Genomic DNA, 15,810 nt, shown 5'->3' with positions numbered 1-15,810 from the left:
CGCCGTCGGCGCCATGCTCGCCTCCGGCAACCTGGCCCGACGCTGAGCGGCACCCCCGCGCCGTCAGGTGCCGGGGACCCCGTGCACCGCGACGGTGAGCAGGACGGCGGCGTCCTCGACCGCCTCGAGGTCGTGGCGGGTCGGCGGGACCAGCAGGTGGTCCCCCGGCCCGCCCTCCCACGTCTCGCCGTCCGCGTGCAGCCGGACCCGGCCGTGCAGGACCTGCAGGGTGGCCTCGCCGGGACTTTCGTGCTCGCCCAGGCTCCGGCCCCCCGCCAGGGCGATGAGGGTCTGGCGCAGGGCGTGGTCGCGGCCGCCGTGCAGGGTGTGGGCGCTCCGGCCGGGCCCGGCCTCGCGGGCCCGGTCCAGGTGCTGCTCGACCAGCTGGGGCAGTGACGTGCTCTCCATGGACCGACCGTACCCACTCCGCCGTCCCACGGTCAGCCGTCGGCAGGTCGGCCGCCCGGCCGGTCAGTCCCCCAGCAGCGCGTCGCCCACCGCGACCGCCTGGGCCCGGATCTCCGGGACCGCCGTGGACTCCCACAGCTCACCGCGCCGCAGGGCGCCCAGCGTCCAGACGGGCAGCTCGCCCTCCCCGTCGGCGGCGAGCAGCCGTCCGTCGCGGGTCTCCAGGCCGAGGCCGAGCTCGTCGGTGCGGGCGACCGGCTGGCCGCCGTCCAGCCCGAGCAGCTGGTCGAGGACGGGGTTGCCGAGCGTCCGCACGTCATGGCGCGGGCCCGTGCAGTTCACCACGCAGGCGACGCGCAGCCGGTCGCCGTCGGCGGTGGTGACCTCCAGCCCCTCGCCCGACGCACCGGTCGACGAGCACGGCTCCACCGCGGTGACCGTGCCGGCCCGGACCTCCAGCCGGCCAGCGGCGCGGTGCTCCGCAAGGAGCGCGTCGCTGGTGGGCGGCACCCGGTGACGGCGCACCCCCCACTCCCCGGCGGCACCGGCGAGGAAGGCGCGCCGGTCCTCGACGCCGAACCGGCTCCACAGCTCGGCGACCCGGTAGCGGATGCCGTCGATCGCGGGGCGCCAGTCGCCGTTGAGCTGGGCCACCGCCCCGACGTGCGCGTGCGCCGCGGCCCGGACCTCCGGGAGGGTGGAGCCCCAGGCGCGGACGTCCGGCACCACCTCGCCGAGGTAGCTCGGGGCGTGCGGGTGCGGGAGGCGTCCGTGGCGGGAGAGCGCCACCACCCGGCGGTCCGGGTCGGCGGCCAGGGCCGTGAGCGCGACGTCGACCATCGTGAGGCCGGTCCCCACGACCAGCACGTCGCCCCCGTCGGACCGCAGCGCGTCGAGCGCCCCCGGCCACCACGGGTCGGCGACGTAGCGCGGCTCGCCCGAGAGGTCGCGCGGCGCCCACGCGTCGCCGACGGTCGGCAGTCCCGTCGCGAGGACCACCCGGTCGACCTCGAGGCGGACGCCGTCCTCGGTGGTGACGACGGCGCCCCGCGCCGCCCCGGGGACGACGGCGACCGCGCGCCGGCGTACGTGCTCGACGACCACCCGGTCGCCCGCGGCGGCCAGCGCCTCCTGCCAGCGGGTGCGCAGGTAGCGCGCCCACTCCCGCCGCGGCGCGAACCAGTAGCTCGCGTCCTCGGGCCCCACCAGGCCCTCGTCGGCGCACCACGTGGCGAAGTCGAAGCGGTCCTCGGGGTCCCAGGACATGCCCGCAGCGGGCACGTTGAGCAGGTGCGCCGGGTCCGTGGTGGAGAAGGCGGCCCCCGAGACGAGCCGCTCGGCAGGGTCGACGAAGGTGATCGCCAGCCCAGTGGCCTCCGCCGCCTCCCCGGTACGCCGGACCAGGTTGAGGGCGACCAGGGTGCCGGCCGCACCCGCTCCCACGACGGCGACCCGCAGCGGCGCCCGTGGAGGCGTCTCCTGGCTCATTCCTCGACTCCTCACCGCGTCATCACCGGACGTCTTCCGGCGACAACTTGTGTTTCTCGACAATATTAGTCCAGTTTAAGGCGTCTCCGCCCCCATGAGGGAATCACGGTCGCTCGGTCAACAGCGGACCGGGAGGCGGGGTCGCTCAGCCCGTGTTCTGCAGTCCCGCGGCGACGCCGTTGACGGCAACGAGCAGCACCCGGCGCCACGCGGCCTGCGACGCCTCGTCGGTCGCGGCGCGCAGCTCGCGCAGGGCCCGCAGCTGCACGACGGAGAGGGCGTCGACGTAACCGGTCCGCATCGCGACCGCCCGGGCCAGGCCGGGCTCCCGGGCCAGCAGCTCGTCCTGGTCGAGCACGTCGAGGAGCCAGCGCCGGGTCAGGTCCATCTCGTCGAGCACCCGTCGGGTCACCTCCTCGCTCCCGCCGAGGGCGAGGAACCGCTCCGCCAGCCGCCGGTCGGACTTGGCCAGGCTCATCTCGGCCACCTCCAGCAGGGCCCCCAGCAGCGGCCACTCCCGCGCCGCCTCCCGCAGCAGCGCGACGTCGCCCACCGCCGCCAGCGCGGAGCCCAGGCCGAACCAGCCGGGCACGTTGGCGCGGGTCTGGGACCAGGCGAAGACCCACGGGATCGCGCGCAGGTCGGCCAGGTCGCGGCCCACGTCGGCACCGCTGCGGCGCACCGGCCGCGACCCCATCCGCAGCTCCCCGATCTCCTCGAGCGGGCTGGAGAGGGCCACCACGTCGGCGAAGCCCGGGACGTCGACGAGGGCCCGGTACGCCGCGTGCGAGGCCTCGTCGAGCCGCCGGGCCAGGTCGTCGTACCGGGCGGCCGCCGCCGCGGTGCGCTCCTCGTTGCCCGACGTCGCCGCGCGCAGCACCGCGGCGGTGACCCGCTCGAGGTGGCGCTGGCCGATCGTCACGTCGCCGTAGCGGGCGAAGACGACCTCGCCCTGCTCGGTGACCTTGAAGCGCAGGTCGACCGAGCCGGGCGGCTGCGCCAGGATCGCCCGGTGCACCGGGCCGCCGCCGCGACCGAGGGAGCCGCCGCGGCCGTGGAAGAGCGTCAGCTCGACCCCCCGCCGCCCCGCCCAGGCCGCGAGCCGCGCCTGGGCGTCGTAGAGCCCGAGGGTGGCGCTCACCGGCCCGACGTCCTTCGAGCTGTCGGAGTAGCCGACCATCACCTCGACCCGGTGGTCGACCGACGACGCCCAGCGGCGGGTCGAGGAGAGCTCCCACCACCCGTCCAGGACCTCGGTGCAACGGCGCAGGTCGTCGCCGGTCTCGAAGAGCGGCACCACGTCGAGCCGCAGGGGCCGCTCCCCCACCGCCAGCCGGGCGAGCGCCCGGACGGCGACCAGGTCGCCGGGCTGCTGGCTGAAGCTCACGACGTACCGGCCGCAGCTGCGCTCGCCCCACCGCTCCTGCGCCCACGCCACCACCCGCAGCGTGTTGAGCACCTCCTGCGCCTTCTCGCTCCGCGCCTCGACGTGCTCCGGCCACCCGTCGGTGGCGAGCCGGTCGAGCAGGACGGCGTCCCGGGCGGCGGCCACGGGGTCCCCGACGTCCTCGACCTGGCCGAGCAGCTCGGCCAGGACCGCCGCGTGCACGGCGCTGTGCTGGCGCACCTCGAGCTCGGCGAGGTGGAAGCCGAAGGTCTCCACCTGCCAGACCAGGTGCTGGAGCTCGCCGTACGCCGCCCGGTGGGCACCCGCCGCGGCCAGCGACTCCTGGGCGAGCCGCAGGTCGGCGAGGAGCTCGCCGGGGTCGCGGTAGGCGCGCTCGACCTCGCCGCGCCGGGTGGCCTGCACCCGTCGCGCGGCGTGCAGGAGCAGCTGGCGGTGCGGCTCGTCCGGCGAGCCGACGGCGATCTCGGCGGCGGCCGCCGGGTCGGCCACGGAGGCGGCGGCCAGCGCGTCGCGCAGGGCGCGGCTCGGGGGGGTCGAGGCGGCGTCGAGGGTGAGGGTCCGGCCCACCCGCTCCACCGCGGCGGCCAGCACCCGCAGCGCCTGCTCGGCCTGGATCCCCAGCGTCTGCCGGGTGACCTCGGCGGTGACGAAGGGGTTGCCGTCGCGGTCCCCGCCGATCCAGCTGCCGAAGCGGACGAACGGCGCCACCACCGGCGGCGCCGTGCCCGGCTCGGCCACCCCGGCGGCGAGCTCCGCCGAGCGGTAGAGCCGGGGCACCAGGCGCAGCAGGGTGTCGTCGAAGACCGCCATCGCGGTGCGGACCTCGTCGTAGGGCGTGGGCCGGGTGGTGCGCAGGTGCGCGGTGCGCCACAGCACCTCCAGCTCCTCCTGGAGCCGGCGCAGCGCCACCTGCTGCTCGGCCGGCCCGCGCAGCGGGTCGTCGTGGCGGTCAAGCTGGTGGCCGATCCGGCGCAGCGCCGCCGCCACCGCCCGCCGCCGTGCCTCGGTCGGGTGGGCGGTGAGGACCGGGTGGATCCGCAGCCGCTCGAAGATCCCCGGGTCGACGGGCTCGCCCTCGCGCCCCAGGGCGGGCCACGGGTCGGTCGCCGCCTCCTGCAGCGCGGAGTCGCGGGCGTCGCCGCCCTCGCGCAGGACCCGGACCCGGTGCCGGGACTCGGCGAGGTTGACCAGGTGGAAGTGGACCGTCAGCGCCCGCGCCACCTGCTCGAGCTGGTCGGCGGCGAGGTGGTCGGTCGCGGCGGCGAGGCGCACGTGGTCGGCCCCGGCGCCCTCGACCGCGGCCAGCAGGTCGCGGACCACCTCGAGGACGTCCCCGGCACCCGCCTCGACCAGCACGGCGTCCTGCAGGCGGCGCAGCAGCGCCACGTCGTCCGCCAGCCGGTCGGCGGCCGGCCGGTCCGCGCGGGTGGTGTGGTCGTGCCGGTCGCTGCTCGTCGCCTCCATGCACCCCGACGCTAGCCTGCGGGGCATGCGTGGGAAGAGCTCGTCCGTGTGGGCGCTGTGGCTGCTGGGCGGCGGCTTGGTCGCCTGGCTGGTCGTCGCGGTGCTGATGGGCACGGTCGCCGACCCGGACCGCGGGTTCGAGGAGTTCGGCGACAACATGGAGCGCGAGGGCCACCGGCGGATCCTGGCCTGGGACGTCTGGGTGGAGCACCACGGCGAGCCGCCCGGCCACGCCCGCTGGCTGGCGGAGAGGGGCGACCTCGTCCCGCCGGGCTCGCCCAACGCGGCGGCCGAGATGGCGCTGAACGACCTGGGCGACGCGCCGCGCGACAGCCGGCGCAGCCGCGCGTTCGAGGAGGTGCTCGAGATCCGCGACGCCGTCGCCGAGGGCGGGCACGACGAGCTCGCCGCGGCGTACGCGCAGTGGCGGGAGGAGCAGGGCGAGGCCTTCGCCGACGCCGACCCGCGCGGGGCGCTGGAGCGGTACGCCGAGCAGCTGGCCGCCGCGGACGACCCCGACGCCGCGGAGCACCTCGCCGCGATCGAGGAGCTGCGCGCGGTGGCCTGAGCCGGCTGACCGTCGGGCCGGGCCGTTACGCTGCCTCGGCATGTCCGCCAACGTGCTGTGGATCATCACCGACGACCAGCCGCGCGCCACCCTGGCGCAGATGCCGCGGACGTGGCAGCGGCTGGTGGGGCGCGGGGTCCGGTTCGACCGCGGCTACGCCGCGATGCCGTGGTGCGGCCCGGCGCGGGCCTCGATGCTGACCAGCCGCTACCCGCACCACCACGGCTGCAGCACCAACCACACCCACCGGCCCTTCGTCGAGCGGAGCCTGGACCGCGACACGGTCGCCACCCGGCTGCGGGCCGGCACGACGTACGACACCGGCTACTTCGGCAAGTACATGAACGGCCTCGCCGGCGACCCGACGTACGTCGCCCCCGGCTGGCGGCGGTGGGTGACCACGGTCGGCTCGGGCGGGCGGGTCAACGTGGACGGGGAGAACCGGGAGACCGGCTCGCAGCGGGCGGCGGACCGGTTCGCCCTCGACCGGCTCACGACGTACCTGGCCCGGCAGGCCGACCGCGGCCCGTGGTTCGCCGTCTGGTCGACCTCGACCCCGCACGACCCCTACACGCCGAGCCGGCGTCACCACGACGACTTCGACGGTGTCGTCTGGGACCCGCCGGCGTTCAACGAGGCGGACATGTCCGACAAGCCGACCTGGCTGCGCGACCTCCCGCCGCAGGACCCGGCGCGGATGCGCGAGGTGCTCGAGGGCAAGCTCGAGGAGCTGCAGGACCTCGACGACCAGGTGGCCCGCGTGCTCGAGGTGCTGCGCGAGACCGGGCAGCACGAGCGGACGTGGGTCTTCCTCGTCTCCGACAACGGCTACCTCATGGGCGAGCACCGGATCTTCCGCAAGGAGCAGCCCTACGAGGAGTCGGCAGGGGTGCCGTACGTCGTCCGCGGGCCCGGCGTGGCGCCGGGCGTCAGCGACGCGCTGGTCTCCCAGGTCGACCTCATGCCGACCACGCTCGAGATCGCCGGGCTGGACCCAGACGCGGGTCGCGACCTCGACGGCCGCTCCCTGCTCGGCCCGCTGCGCAGCGGGGACTGGTCGGGCTGGCGGCGGCGGCTCCTCGTGGAGAACACGAACCTCGGCTGGGCGATGCTCCGCGAGGGGCCGCACGTCTTCGTCGACCACCACGAGCGGGGCGAGCAGGAGCTCTACGACCTCGGCGCCGACCCGCACCAGCTCAGCAGCCTCCGTGATGTCGACACCTCGCGGTGGTCCGTCCCGCTCGACCGCCTGCGCACCGCTCGCGGGCGGGCGCTGCGGGCGCTGGAGGCGTGAGGACCGGGAGGACCTGCGCTGGGCTCAGCGCACCAGGCGCAGCGTGACCCCGCCGCTCGACCCCTTGTCGAACCGCACCTCCACCGTGTGGGGCTCGTCGTAGGGGACCCACCCCGACTCGACCGGCTCGCCGGAGCGGAGGGACGCTCCTCCGATGCAGTCCCGGTAGCAGGGCGGGTACATCCGCGCCCCCCAGCCGCCGGACACGGTGGCGTCGGAGGCCTCGAACCGGACCGGCCCCGGGGGCGACGCGGGCACGGTCGCGCGGAACCACTGGCCCGGGTCGGCGGACTCGAACCGGACCGGTGGACCGCCGACGACCAGGTCGGGCGCCCGGAGGATCGTGCGGATGCGGATGGTCCGCAGGTCGGAGAACTCGGCGTCGTCCGGGGAGGCGACGACCAGGCGGTGGACCCCGCCACCGGTCGGCTGGCGCCCGTCGGGCGTCAGCCAGTGGGCGGTGCCCCAGCCGAAGGAGTCCTCGGTCCCCCAGTCGAGGAAGGTGCGAACCCCTGCCGGGACCGTGACGGAGAGAACGTGCTCGCGCCCCTGTCCGGACGCGAGGGTCACCGGAGGGCCGTCGAGCTCGATCGTCTGCTCCAGGGCGCTGCTCGCCTCCACTCGCGCGCCCTCGGCGAACGCCACACCGATCCGCTGGCCGCGGCGCAGCGGCCGGAAGGACTCGACGGGCTCGAAGTCGTACCTCGGGGGCTGCCCGTGCTCGGCCGACGCGCTGGGGACACGGAAGGGCCAGCGCAGCCGGTTCCCCTCCAGCACCTGGTCGGCGTCGACCCGCCTGCCGCTGCTGTCCCGTCCGACGAGCTTCACCCGGCCGGTGCGAGGCACCTTCACCCACGCGACGTTCAGCACTCGGCTGGTCGAGGGGCCGACCTGCACCACCTTGCGGCCGTCCACCCTCACCTTGAGGGTCCGCACCTGGACCAGCTGCGCGAGCGAGGCGCTCCTCCCGCAGCGGTTCTCGAACCGGATCTCCGCCCGTCCGTCGGCCCGGACCCGGAAGACGCTCTCCATCTGCCGCGCCCGGGAGCCACGCCGGTCGCGCAGCACCAGCCGGCCCCTGCAGCTGCGGGCGAGGCCGACCGGCCGCACCCGCAGGGTGACCCGATCGCCGCGGCTCGCCCGGAAGGTGATCGCGCCGGACTGTCCCGGAGCCAGGCGGACCGGACCCTCGCCGTACTCCCGCTCGACCCGCCTGACCGGCGGACGCGGCGCGGCGTCCGCGTTCGCCAGGGCGCGGGACGGCTCGGGCCGGGCGACAGCCGGGGCGAGGAGCGAAGCGACCAACCCCAGGGTCATCGACAGGACTGTGACCGCAAGACCTCGACGCATGGCTCCCCCGCCCGTGCAGACATCTCCCCGGAGCCTCCGGGTGACAGGACTGTACGGCGCGGGCCCACCGTGCACGGCACAGCCGCACCCGTCGAGGCGCCCGGCGCGGCGCCGACACTCCTCTGCGACAATCAGTGACGGTCGTGGGTCCTGCGGAGAGCTCTCCGGACGGAAGTCCCCACGTCCCGGGCCTCTAGCTCAATTGGCAGAGCAGCGGACTTTTAATCCGTTGGTTCAGGGTTCGAGCCCCTGGGGGCCTACCGCGGCGGACGTCGTACGCCGCCGCCTCCGCCGTCAGTCGTGGAAGGTGCTGTCGGGGCGCGAGCCGCGTCCCGCGAGCCGGAAGACGGCGTAGCCGGCGCCGCCCGCGGCGAGGAGAGGGGACGCTGGAGGACTCCGTGTCGGCGCGGGGCCGAACAGTTCCGAAGAGTGGGCCTCCGGGGGTTTCCGCGTAGCACTCCTGTGGATCTCGGCTCCGTAGCGTTTCTTCCATCAACCCGGTCGGTCAGCAAGAAGGCTGACAGCCACAGAAACCAGGATCCGAACATCATGCGGAACACCAAGAAGGTCCTCGTCCCCCTCGCCACCCTGCTGGCCGCCGGCGCCATCGCCGTGGGCTCGGGCGCCACCTTCACCTCGACCACCGGCAACACCATCAGCGCCGTCACCTCCGGCACGCTGACCCAGGCCAACTCCAAGGACGGCCGGGCGATCTTCAACCTGACGGACATGAAGCCGGGCGACACGCTCAACGGCACCCTCACGCTGACCAACACCGGCTCCCTGCCCGCCAAGTTCAGCCTCACGGAGTCCTCGTCGGCCACCACGTTCGCCAAGGACGTGATGACCATGACGATCACCGACACCACCACCAGCCAGCAGGTCTTCAAGGGCAGCTTCGGCGACCTGGTCGACGGCTCCAAGAACGCCCTCGGCGAGTTCGCGCCCGGCGCCGCCCGCGACTTCCGCTTCACGGTCGCCATGGACCCCGCGGCCGGCAACGACCAGCAGGGCAAGGCCGCCTCCGCGACCTACACCTGGGACTCCGTCCAGCTGGACGCAACCACCAGCAACCAGTGAGCCACGCTCCTGGGACGACGGGTTGATGCGGCGGGGCGCCACCCTGGGCGCCCCGCCACCACCCACCCCCGGGAGACCACCGCCGTGCCGGCAGCGACCGGCACGCCCCGCCCGCCAGACCCCGACCCGAGAAGGAGCCCGTCGTGAAGCGCATCCTGCAGGCCCTCCGTCGTGAACGGCTCGTCGCCGCCTTCATCGGGATGGCGGTCACCGTCGTTTTGCTGTACGGCGTCCCCCGCGCCTACGTCCTCGGCGACCGGGTCGCCGAGGACGAGACCGCCAAGCTCGGCCGCTCCGCCGAGCTCTTCGCCCTCGTCATCGAGGAGCGGGCCGCGCGCGGCGAGCCGACCACGGCGGCGTACTTCGAGCAGCACCTGCGCCCCGGCGTCACCATCGAGTACGTCGACCCCTCCGGCGAGCGGCACGTCGCCGGCCCGGCGCGGGGTGAGTCCGACATCGTCCAGACCCGCCCCGTCCCTGGCGGCGGGTCCATCACGCTCTCCCGCTCCGACGAGCTGATCACCCAACGGGTCGGCGAGGCGCTCCTCCCCCTGGTCCTCATCGGGCTCGGCCTCGTGCTCGTCGCCGGCACCGCCGGCTGGTTCATGGCGCGCCGACTCTCCCACCCCTTCGACGAGCTCGCGCTCGCGGCGGAGCACCTGGGCCGCGGTCGCTTCGACGTCCACTTCCCGCACTACCGGATCCCCGAGGCGGAGGCGATCGGCGAGGCGATCCGCCGCGCCTCCAGCCAGCTCGACGAGCTGGTGCAGCGCGAGCGGGAGTTCGCTGCCAACGCCTCCCACCAGCTGCGCACCCCGATCACGGCGCTCCGGCTCCAGCTGGAGGACCTCTCGATGTGGCCGGAGACCCCGCCCCAGGTGGCCGAGGAGCTCACCAGCTACCTCTCCGAGCTCGACCGGTTGAGCGACTCGATCACCGAGATCCTCGACCTGGCCCGCGGTCGGCGACTCGGCGACACCGTCGAGGTCGACCTCGACGTCCTGCTCGGCGACGTGGCCGACCGGTGGCGCCCGCAGGTCGAGGCCAACGGCCACACCCTCGTCCACGAGGTGCACGGACCGATGCCGGTCCGGATCGTGCCGGGGCCGGTGATCCAGGTGCTCGACGTGCTGATCGACAACGCCTGCCGCCACGGCGAGGGACGCATCTTCCTGGCCGTGGCGGACCGGGGCGACTTCCTCCAGCTGGTCGTCGGGGACCAGGGACCCCGCCGGATCGACGACAGCGTCTTCCGCCGCGGGCACACCACGGGCGCCGACGACGGCGGCACCGGGCTCGGCCTGGCCATCGCCTCCGACCTCGCCGCCTCGCTGGGCGGCCACCTCACCCTGCTCGACGAGCCGACCACGACCTTCGGCCTCGCCCTGCCCAAGGTGCCGGCCCCCGCGGTCTCCCCCGTGTGAGCCGAGCCTCGTCGACGCCGTTCCACATTCCGGGAGTATGCGAGGAGCCCTAGACTCCCGGCCATGCACGGATACCAGCACGAGGACCTCCCCGCCGACGAGCTCGCGCGGCAGGAGGACCTCTACGGCCCCTTCACCCAGAGCGTGCGGGAGCTCGTCGACGCCACCTTGCGCACCACCGTCGACGAGGAGGAGGTGCGTCGGGCGCAGGCCGAGATCGAGGCCGTGACCGCGCGGCTGCGCGCCAGCACGATGGAGGGCTCGTACGGCGTCCGCTACAGCAGCGACGGCACCACCCGCCCGTGGGGCAACGCCGTCGTGGGCCTGCGGAACCCGGTGGCCCCGCCCCTCGCCTTCGACCGCCACCCCGAGGGCCGGGCCACCTCCGACTTCACCCTCGGCGCCGCCTACGAGGGACCGCCCGGGCTGGTGCACGGCGGGGTCAGCGCCCTGATCCTCGACCAGGCCCTGGGCGAGGCGTGCGGGGCGGGCGGACGACCGGGCATGACCGGTGGCCTGACCCTCACCTACCGCCGCCCGACCCGGATGGGCCGGCTGCGCTGCGAGGCCTGGATCGCCGACCGCGACGGCTACAAGACCGTCGCCCGCGGCACCATCGGCGACGCCGACGGAGCGACCGTCGAGGCCGAGGGGATCTTCATCGTCCCGAAGTGGGCCCGCGGCCTGTTCGACGCCCGGAACACCGACCGGCCCGACCGCTTCGAGTGACGCTCAGACCTTCGTCCGGCTGGGCGCGGCGGTGCCGCGCTCCCGGTCGTCGGTGAGCCGCGCCTCCTCCTTGGCCTGCTCCTCCAGCTCTTGGAGCCGCGCATCCTGCGCCTGCGCCAGCCCGGCGTCGTACTCGCCCGGCTCGGAGACCAGGTCGGCCGTGCCGCCCTCGAGGCGCGACAGCGCCGCGCGCGCGAAGATCTGCTGCTCGGTGGTCACCCGCTCCTGCCGGCCGCGGCCGACGAACGAGATCGCCCAGTGCAGGAGCGCGGTGATCCGGTTCTTGAAGCCGGTGATGTAGATCAGGTGGACGAAGAGCCACATCAGCCAGGCGATCGTGCCGGTGAGCCGCAGCCGTCCGATCATGGCGACGGCGTTGAACCGGCTGATGATCGCCATCGAGCCCTTGTCGAAGTATTTGAACGGCCCCTGCGGCGCCTTGCCGCGCAGCCGGCCGTCGATCTCCTTGGCGGCGTACTTGGCGCCCTGGATCGCGACCTGGGCGACGCCCGGGAGGTTGTCGAGCGCGATCATGTCGCCCACGACGAAGACCTCGGGGTGGCCGGGGAGCGTGAGGTCGGGGTTGACCTGGATCCGGCCGGCGCGGTCGAGGCCGGCGCCGGTCTGCTCCGCGAGCTGCTTGCCCAGCGGCGAGGCCTGGACGCCCGCGGCCCAGATCTTGGTGACCGAGTCGATGCGCTGGATGTGGCCGTCCTTGTACTTGAGGACGAGCCCGCGCTCGTCCACGTCGGTGACCATCGCGCCGAGCATCACCTCGACGCCCAGCTTCTCCAGCTCGCGCTTGGTGTTCTCGCCCAGCTTGGCGCCGAAGGGCGGCAGCACCTGCGGCGCGGCGTCGACCAGGATGACGCGAGCGTGCCGGGTGTTGATCGCGCGGAAGTCCTTGCGCAGCGTGCGGTGCGCGAGCTCGGCGATCTGGCCGGCCATCTCGACACCGGTCGGGCCAGCGCCCACGACGACGAAGTTGAGCAGGTGGTCGACGGACTCGCCGCGGTTGGCGCCGAGCTCGGCGAGCTCGAAGGCACCGAAGATGCGGCCCCGCAGCTCCAGGGCGTCGTCGATGCTCTTCATGCCGGGGGCGTGCTCGGCGAAGTGGTCGTTGCCGAAGTAGGACTGCGCCGCCCCCGCGGCGACGAGCAGCGAGTCGTACGGCGTGACCGTCTGGCGGCCGAGCACCTGCGAGGTGACGGTGCGTGCGGTGAGGTCGATGTCGGTGACCTCGCCGAGGAGCACCTTCGCGTTGCGCTGGCCGGAGAGGACCTCGCGGGTCGGCGGGGCGATCTCGCCCTCGGAGAGGATGCCGGTGGCCACCTGGTAGAGCAGGGGCTGGAAGAGGTGGTGCGTGGTCTTGGCGACCAGGGTGACGTCGACGTCGGCGCGGCGCAGCTCCTTGGTGCCGAAGAGGCCGCCGAAGCCGGAGCCGATCACGACGACGCGGTGACGGCCGGCGCTCTCCCCGGGCCCGTCGGCCGCGTGGGTCTCGCGACCGGACTGGGGGGCGCTCTCAGGGCTGGGCACGGCGGGGCCTTCCTCGTTCGGGACGGTGACACGGGAGTCGTACCCATTCTCCGGTGCCAGGGACGACGCGCACGAAACATGGGACGAGTCTGCTTGCTCACACCGGTCCGGGGGAACGAGACGTTATGTTGAATCCTGTCACTCCTCCGGAGCCCGGATGTTTGCAGGGCGCGCACAACGGGTAAGCGCGCCATGCCTGGCTCCGTCATCCCGCCCTAGGACACCGCCTCTTGCCCCTGAACCGCCCAGCACTACCCCTGGACTCTGCCCCGAGCGCCGTCGCGGACGCCCGGCGCTGGGTCCTCGGGCTGTGCCGTGAGCTCGGTCGCGACGACCTGCTCGAGTGCGCCGAGCTGGGTGTCTCCGAGCTGGTGACCAACGCGATCCTGCACGGGCAGGCGCCTATCAACGTGCGCGTGCGGGGCACCAAGGAGCACCCCCGGATCGAGGTCTTCGACGGCTCCCGGCGCCCCCCGGTCCTGGGGATGCCGTCGCTGGAGGAGAGCGTCGACGACCTCGACGAGTTCCTCACCACCTTCGGCCGCGGGCTCTCGATGGTCGCGATGTCGTCGGTCGCGTGGGGCGCCTCGATCGAGCGGGACGGCAAGGTCGTCTGGTTCGAGCCCGCGACCGCGCTGCAGGAGGACGGCTACCGCGAGGGCGTCATCGACCTGGTCGAGGACGCCGACAGCCCGTGGCGCCCGCTGCCCGAGTCGGTGACGGTCCGGCTGATCGACGTCGACCTCAAGCTCTTCCTCAGCGTCCTCACCCAGTACAACAACCTCCGCCGCGAGCTGCGCCTCCTCGCGCTGGCCCACGAGGCCGACTACCCGCTCGCCCGCGACCTCTCCCACATGTTCGCCACCTTCGAGCGGCAGTTCCCCCCGGCGATGCTCGACCGGGTCGCCCAGACCTTGCGCTCCGGCGACCATCGCGCCGACCTGACCTTCCAGGCCTCCCCCGAGTCGGCCCACATCTTCGGGACGATGCTCGAGATGTTCGACCTGGCCGACGCCTTCTGCCGGGCACAGCGGCTGCTCTCGCTGGCCCGCTCCCCCGAGCAGCGGCTGCTGCAGGAGTGGCTCCTGGACCAGTTCATGCGGCAGGTGCAGGGCGACGCCCCGGCCCCGTGGACGCCGCAGAGCGCCCCCGCGGCCAACAGCCACGTCTCCTGACCCGGTGCGCCCGACCGCGCGCCGCACCGGCCGGCGCCCGCACGCGTCGGCCGACGCCCCGGCCCGGGAGACGACGCTGCTGGCCGTCGTCGTCGTGGGCGGCGCCCTGGGCGGCCTGCTGCGCTGGGCGCTGGGCGAGGCACTCGAGGGGCGGCTCCCCGTCGCCGTCGGCGGCGTCGACCCCGGGCTGCTGGCCGTCAACGTCGGAGGGGCGTTCCTGCTCGGCCTGCTGCCCGGCCTGCTCCACCGGCTCGAGGCGTCGGGTCGGGTCGGGCGCGGCCGCCGGGCGGTGCTCGGCGCCCTCGCCGGCCCGGGGCTCCTGGGCGGCTTCACCACGCTCTCGGCGGTGGCGCTCCTGACCGTCGGGCCGCTGCGCGACGACCGGGTCGTCGTCGCGGTCGCCCAGCTCCTCGGCACCCTGGTCGCGGCCGTGGCGGCCGTCGCGCTGGCCCGCCGGCTGCTGCCCGTGGAGCCGGCCCCGTGACCGCCTGGGTCGCGCTGCTCGTGGCCGCGGGCGCCGGGCTCGGCGCCGGGCTGCGCTTCGTCGCCGCGCTCCACCTCGACCGGTCCTGGCCGCACGGGACCCTGATGGTCAACGTCGTCGGCTCGGGGGTCGCCGGCGCGGCCGTGGCCCTGCTGGACGACCCGGGCGGCGCCGACCGGGCCGCCGCGTTCCTCGTCGTCGGCCTCGCCGGCGGCCTCACCACCCTGTCGGGGCTGGCCGGCCAGGTGCACGACCTGGGATGGCGACGCGGCACGGCGTACGGCGCGACCACCCTCGCGCTGGCGACGGCGACCTGCGCGGCGGCGTACCTGCTGCTCGGTTGAGCCCCCGCCTGCCGCGTCGGGGCCCGGGCCGCTGCGGGCCGGCCGCCGGGCTCAGGCGTAGCCGAGCTCGTGGAGCCGGGCGTCGTCGATGCCGAAGTGGTGGGCGACCTCGTGGACCACGGTGATCCGGATCTCCTCGACCAGCTCGTCGGCATCGACGCACATGTCGAGCAGGGGGCCGCGGAAGAGCAGGATCCGGTCGGGCAGCGCGGCCGCGTGGTTGGCCGGCCGCTCGGTGAGCGCGACGCCGTCGTAGTAGCCGAGCAGGTCGGGGTCGTCGGCGGGCGGCTCGTCCTCCACCAGGACGACCACGTTGTCGATCAGCTCGGTCAGCTCGGCTGGGATCTCGTCCAGCGCCTGCTCGACCAGGGAGTCGAACACGTCTCGGGAGACCTGCATGCCCCCCAGCCTACGGGGCGGGCGCGGCCCGCGGGGCGCAGAGGCGCCGGGAACGTGTGATGCCCCGGACCAGGGGTCCGGGGCATCGGTGGCGACCCTGACGAGACTCGAACTCGCGACCTCCGCCGTGACAGGGCGGCGCGCTAACCAACTGCGCTACAGGGCCAAGCTGTGAAGTTGTCCGCCTCGCACTGGCGAAGCGGGGAAACTCTAACCCATCCCCCGGCAGGTCTCACAATCGAGGCCGATAAGGGGCTGGACCAAGCACCCCCAACGGGATTCGAACCCGTGCTACCGCCGTGAAAGGGCGACGTCCTAGGCCGCTAGACGATGGGGGCCAGCGTGCGGTCGACATCCTAGGGCGCGCGCGGGGGCACCCCCAAATGTCACGGCGACCCGCGGGCCCGCCCGTCGACCCGGACACCACGGCCGCGGGACCCCTCGTGTGTGCGGTCGCCCGCCCCCTGCTGTAGGCTTCCCTGCGCTTGGGCAGGTAGCTCAGTTGGTACGAGCGTCCGCCTGAAAAGTGGAAGGTCGGCGGTTCGACCCCGCCCCTGCCCACAAGCACCGAAGCGCCCGGTTCACGTCCCGAACCGGGCGCTTCGTCGTCCCGGGACCTCTCGTCCCCGAAAAGGACCCCTCACCGTCGCCGGCAC

The 15,810-nt window shown here is 74.4% G+C and carries 14 protein-coding genes and 4 tRNA genes; 10 read left to right on the top strand and 8 right to left on the bottom strand.

What is annotated here, in order from left to right; all coding sequences use genetic code 11:
* Positions 1 to 63: 63 nt before the first annotated feature.
* From DNK53_RS05655 to DNK53_RS05645, 3 genes are all read right to left on the bottom strand, one after another.
* A complete protein-coding gene (locus DNK53_RS05655) occupies positions 64 to 408 on the bottom strand; it encodes a cupin domain-containing protein (protein ID WP_110181239.1) in 345 nt (114 codons plus the stop codon).
* 63 nt (positions 409 to 471) lie between these two features.
* Entirely contained in the window at positions 472 to 1,896 is a 1,425-nt protein-coding gene (locus tag DNK53_RS05650) for an FAD/NAD(P)-binding protein (RefSeq protein WP_204163744.1), read from the bottom strand.
* 145 nt (positions 1,897 to 2,041) lie between these two features.
* Positions 2,042 to 4,768, bottom strand: a complete 2,727-nt coding sequence (locus tag DNK53_RS05645) for a phosphoenolpyruvate carboxylase (RefSeq protein ID WP_110181238.1) — start codon at positions 4,766 to 4,768, stop codon at positions 2,042 to 2,044.
* 25 nt (positions 4,769 to 4,793) lie between these two features.
* Between DNK53_RS05645 and DNK53_RS05640 the strand changes: the two genes are divergently transcribed.
* Together DNK53_RS05640 and DNK53_RS05635 are read left to right on the top strand one after the other, a co-directional pair.
* On the top strand, positions 4,794 to 5,336 hold the full coding sequence (locus DNK53_RS05640) for a hypothetical protein (RefSeq protein ID WP_162599800.1): 543 nt from the start codon (positions 4,794 to 4,796) through the stop codon (positions 5,334 to 5,336).
* 40 nt (positions 5,337 to 5,376) lie between these two features.
* Positions 5,377 to 6,630 carry a sulfatase-like hydrolase/transferase gene (locus DNK53_RS05635; RefSeq protein ID WP_110181236.1) on the top strand — a complete coding sequence of 418 codons (1,254 nt, stop codon included), beginning with the start codon at positions 5,377 to 5,379 and terminating at the stop codon, positions 6,628 to 6,630.
* Positions 6,631 to 6,654: 24 nt separating this feature from the next.
* Here DNK53_RS05635 and DNK53_RS05630 read toward each other — a convergent pair whose 3' ends face one another.
* A complete protein-coding gene (locus DNK53_RS05630) occupies positions 6,655 to 7,947 on the bottom strand; it encodes a hypothetical protein (protein ID WP_110181235.1) in 1,293 nt (430 codons plus the stop codon).
* A 220-nt stretch (positions 7,948 to 8,167) separates the two neighbouring features.
* Between DNK53_RS05630 and DNK53_RS05625 the strand changes: the two genes are divergently transcribed.
* The 4 genes from DNK53_RS05625 (at position 8,168) to DNK53_RS05610 (ending at position 11,213) form a co-directional block, all read left to right on the top strand.
* A tRNA-Lys gene (locus DNK53_RS05625) sits at positions 8,168 to 8,240 on the top strand.
* 289 nt (positions 8,241 to 8,529) lie between these two features.
* Positions 8,530 to 9,060 carry a TasA family protein gene (locus tag DNK53_RS05620; RefSeq protein WP_110181234.1) on the top strand — a complete coding sequence of 177 codons (531 nt, stop codon included), beginning with the start codon at positions 8,530 to 8,532 and terminating at the stop codon, positions 9,058 to 9,060.
* A 143-nt stretch (positions 9,061 to 9,203) separates the two neighbouring features.
* Positions 9,204 to 10,484 (top strand): sensor histidine kinase, encoded by a 1,281-nt coding sequence (locus DNK53_RS05615; protein WP_110181233.1) that lies wholly within the window; start codon positions 9,204 to 9,206, stop codon positions 10,482 to 10,484.
* A 63-nt stretch (positions 10,485 to 10,547) separates the two neighbouring features.
* Entirely contained in the window at positions 10,548 to 11,213 is a 666-nt protein-coding gene (locus tag DNK53_RS05610) for a PaaI family thioesterase (RefSeq protein ID WP_110181232.1), read from the top strand.
* Between the two features lie 3 nt (positions 11,214 to 11,216).
* Here DNK53_RS05610 and DNK53_RS05605 read toward each other — a convergent pair whose 3' ends face one another.
* Entirely contained in the window at positions 11,217 to 12,752 is a 1,536-nt protein-coding gene (locus tag DNK53_RS05605; RefSeq protein ID WP_110181231.1) for an NAD(P)/FAD-dependent oxidoreductase, read from the bottom strand.
* A 230-nt stretch (positions 12,753 to 12,982) separates the two neighbouring features.
* Here DNK53_RS05605 and DNK53_RS05600 point away from each other — a divergent pair, with 230 nt between their 5' ends.
* From DNK53_RS05600 to DNK53_RS05590, 3 genes are read left to right on the top strand one after another with little or no spacing between them, the layout of a single operon-like run.
* Complete coding sequence (locus DNK53_RS05600; protein ID WP_110181230.1) at positions 12,983 to 13,927, top strand: ATP-binding protein; 945 nt, start codon at positions 12,983 to 12,985, stop codon at positions 13,925 to 13,927.
* Positions 13,928 to 13,931: 4 nt separating this feature from the next.
* Complete coding sequence (locus DNK53_RS05595; RefSeq protein WP_110181229.1) at positions 13,932 to 14,411, top strand: CrcB family protein; 480 nt, start codon at positions 13,932 to 13,934, stop codon at positions 14,409 to 14,411.
* Positions 14,408 to 14,755: a FluC/FEX family fluoride channel gene (locus DNK53_RS05590; protein ID WP_110181228.1), complete on the top strand. Its 348-nt coding sequence runs from the start codon at positions 14,408 to 14,410 to the stop codon at positions 14,753 to 14,755. Before DNK53_RS05595 ends, DNK53_RS05590 begins: the two co-directional genes overlap by 4 nt.
* 51 nt (positions 14,756 to 14,806) lie before the next feature.
* Here DNK53_RS05590 and DNK53_RS05585 read toward each other — a convergent pair whose 3' ends face one another.
* The 3 genes from DNK53_RS05585 to DNK53_RS05575 all read right to left on the bottom strand — a co-directional run bounded on the left by DNK53_RS05585 (position 14,807) and on the right by DNK53_RS05575 (position 15,492).
* A complete protein-coding gene (locus DNK53_RS05585; RefSeq protein WP_110181227.1) occupies positions 14,807 to 15,154 on the bottom strand; it encodes a metallopeptidase family protein in 348 nt (115 codons plus the stop codon).
* 89 nt (positions 15,155 to 15,243) lie between these two features.
* Positions 15,244 to 15,320 (bottom strand) — tRNA-Asp (locus DNK53_RS05580).
* Positions 15,321 to 15,419: 99 nt separating this feature from the next.
* Positions 15,420 to 15,492: transfer RNA gene (locus DNK53_RS05575), tRNA-Glu, on the bottom strand.
* 149 nt (positions 15,493 to 15,641) lie between these two features.
* Between DNK53_RS05575 and DNK53_RS05570 the strand changes: the two genes are divergently transcribed.
* Positions 15,642 to 15,715 (top strand) — tRNA-Phe (locus DNK53_RS05570).
* Positions 15,716 to 15,810 lie beyond the last annotated feature (95 nt).

Source organism: Nocardioides solisilvae (assembly GCF_003194625.1).
Classification (GTDB): domain Bacteria; phylum Actinomycetota; class Actinomycetes; order Propionibacteriales; family Nocardioidaceae; genus Nocardioides; species Nocardioides solisilvae.
Note: the sequence above shows the minus strand (reverse complement) of the source record. Positions and strands in the feature narration are given on the sequence as shown.

Excerpts from the sequence above, each read along its gene's own strand:
- DNK53_RS05655 (WP_110181239.1), bottom strand. The coding sequence starts at position 408 with ATGGAGAGCACGTCACTGCCCCAGCTGGTCGAGCAGCACCTGGACCGG.
- DNK53_RS05650 (WP_204163744.1), bottom strand. The coding sequence starts at position 1,896 with ATGAGCCAGGAGACGCCTCCACGGGCGCCGCTGCGGGTCGCCGTCGTG.
- DNK53_RS05645 (WP_110181238.1), bottom strand. The coding sequence starts at position 4,768 with ATGGAGGCGACGAGCAGCGACCGGCACGACCACACCACCCGCGCGGAC.
- DNK53_RS05640 (WP_162599800.1), top strand. The coding sequence starts at position 4,794 with ATGCGTGGGAAGAGCTCGTCCGTGTGGGCGCTGTGGCTGCTGGGCGGC.
- DNK53_RS05635 (WP_110181236.1), top strand. The coding sequence starts at position 5,377 with ATGTCCGCCAACGTGCTGTGGATCATCACCGACGACCAGCCGCGCGCC.
- DNK53_RS05630 (WP_110181235.1), bottom strand. The coding sequence starts at position 7,947 with ATGACCCTGGGGTTGGTCGCTTCGCTCCTCGCCCCGGCTGTCGCCCGG.
- DNK53_RS05620 (WP_110181234.1), top strand. The coding sequence starts at position 8,530 with ATGCGGAACACCAAGAAGGTCCTCGTCCCCCTCGCCACCCTGCTGGCC.
- DNK53_RS05610 (WP_110181232.1), top strand. The coding sequence starts at position 10,548 with ATGCACGGATACCAGCACGAGGACCTCCCCGCCGACGAGCTCGCGCGG.
- DNK53_RS05585 (WP_110181227.1), bottom strand. The coding sequence starts at position 15,154 with ATGCAGGTCTCCCGAGACGTGTTCGACTCCCTGGTCGAGCAGGCGCTG.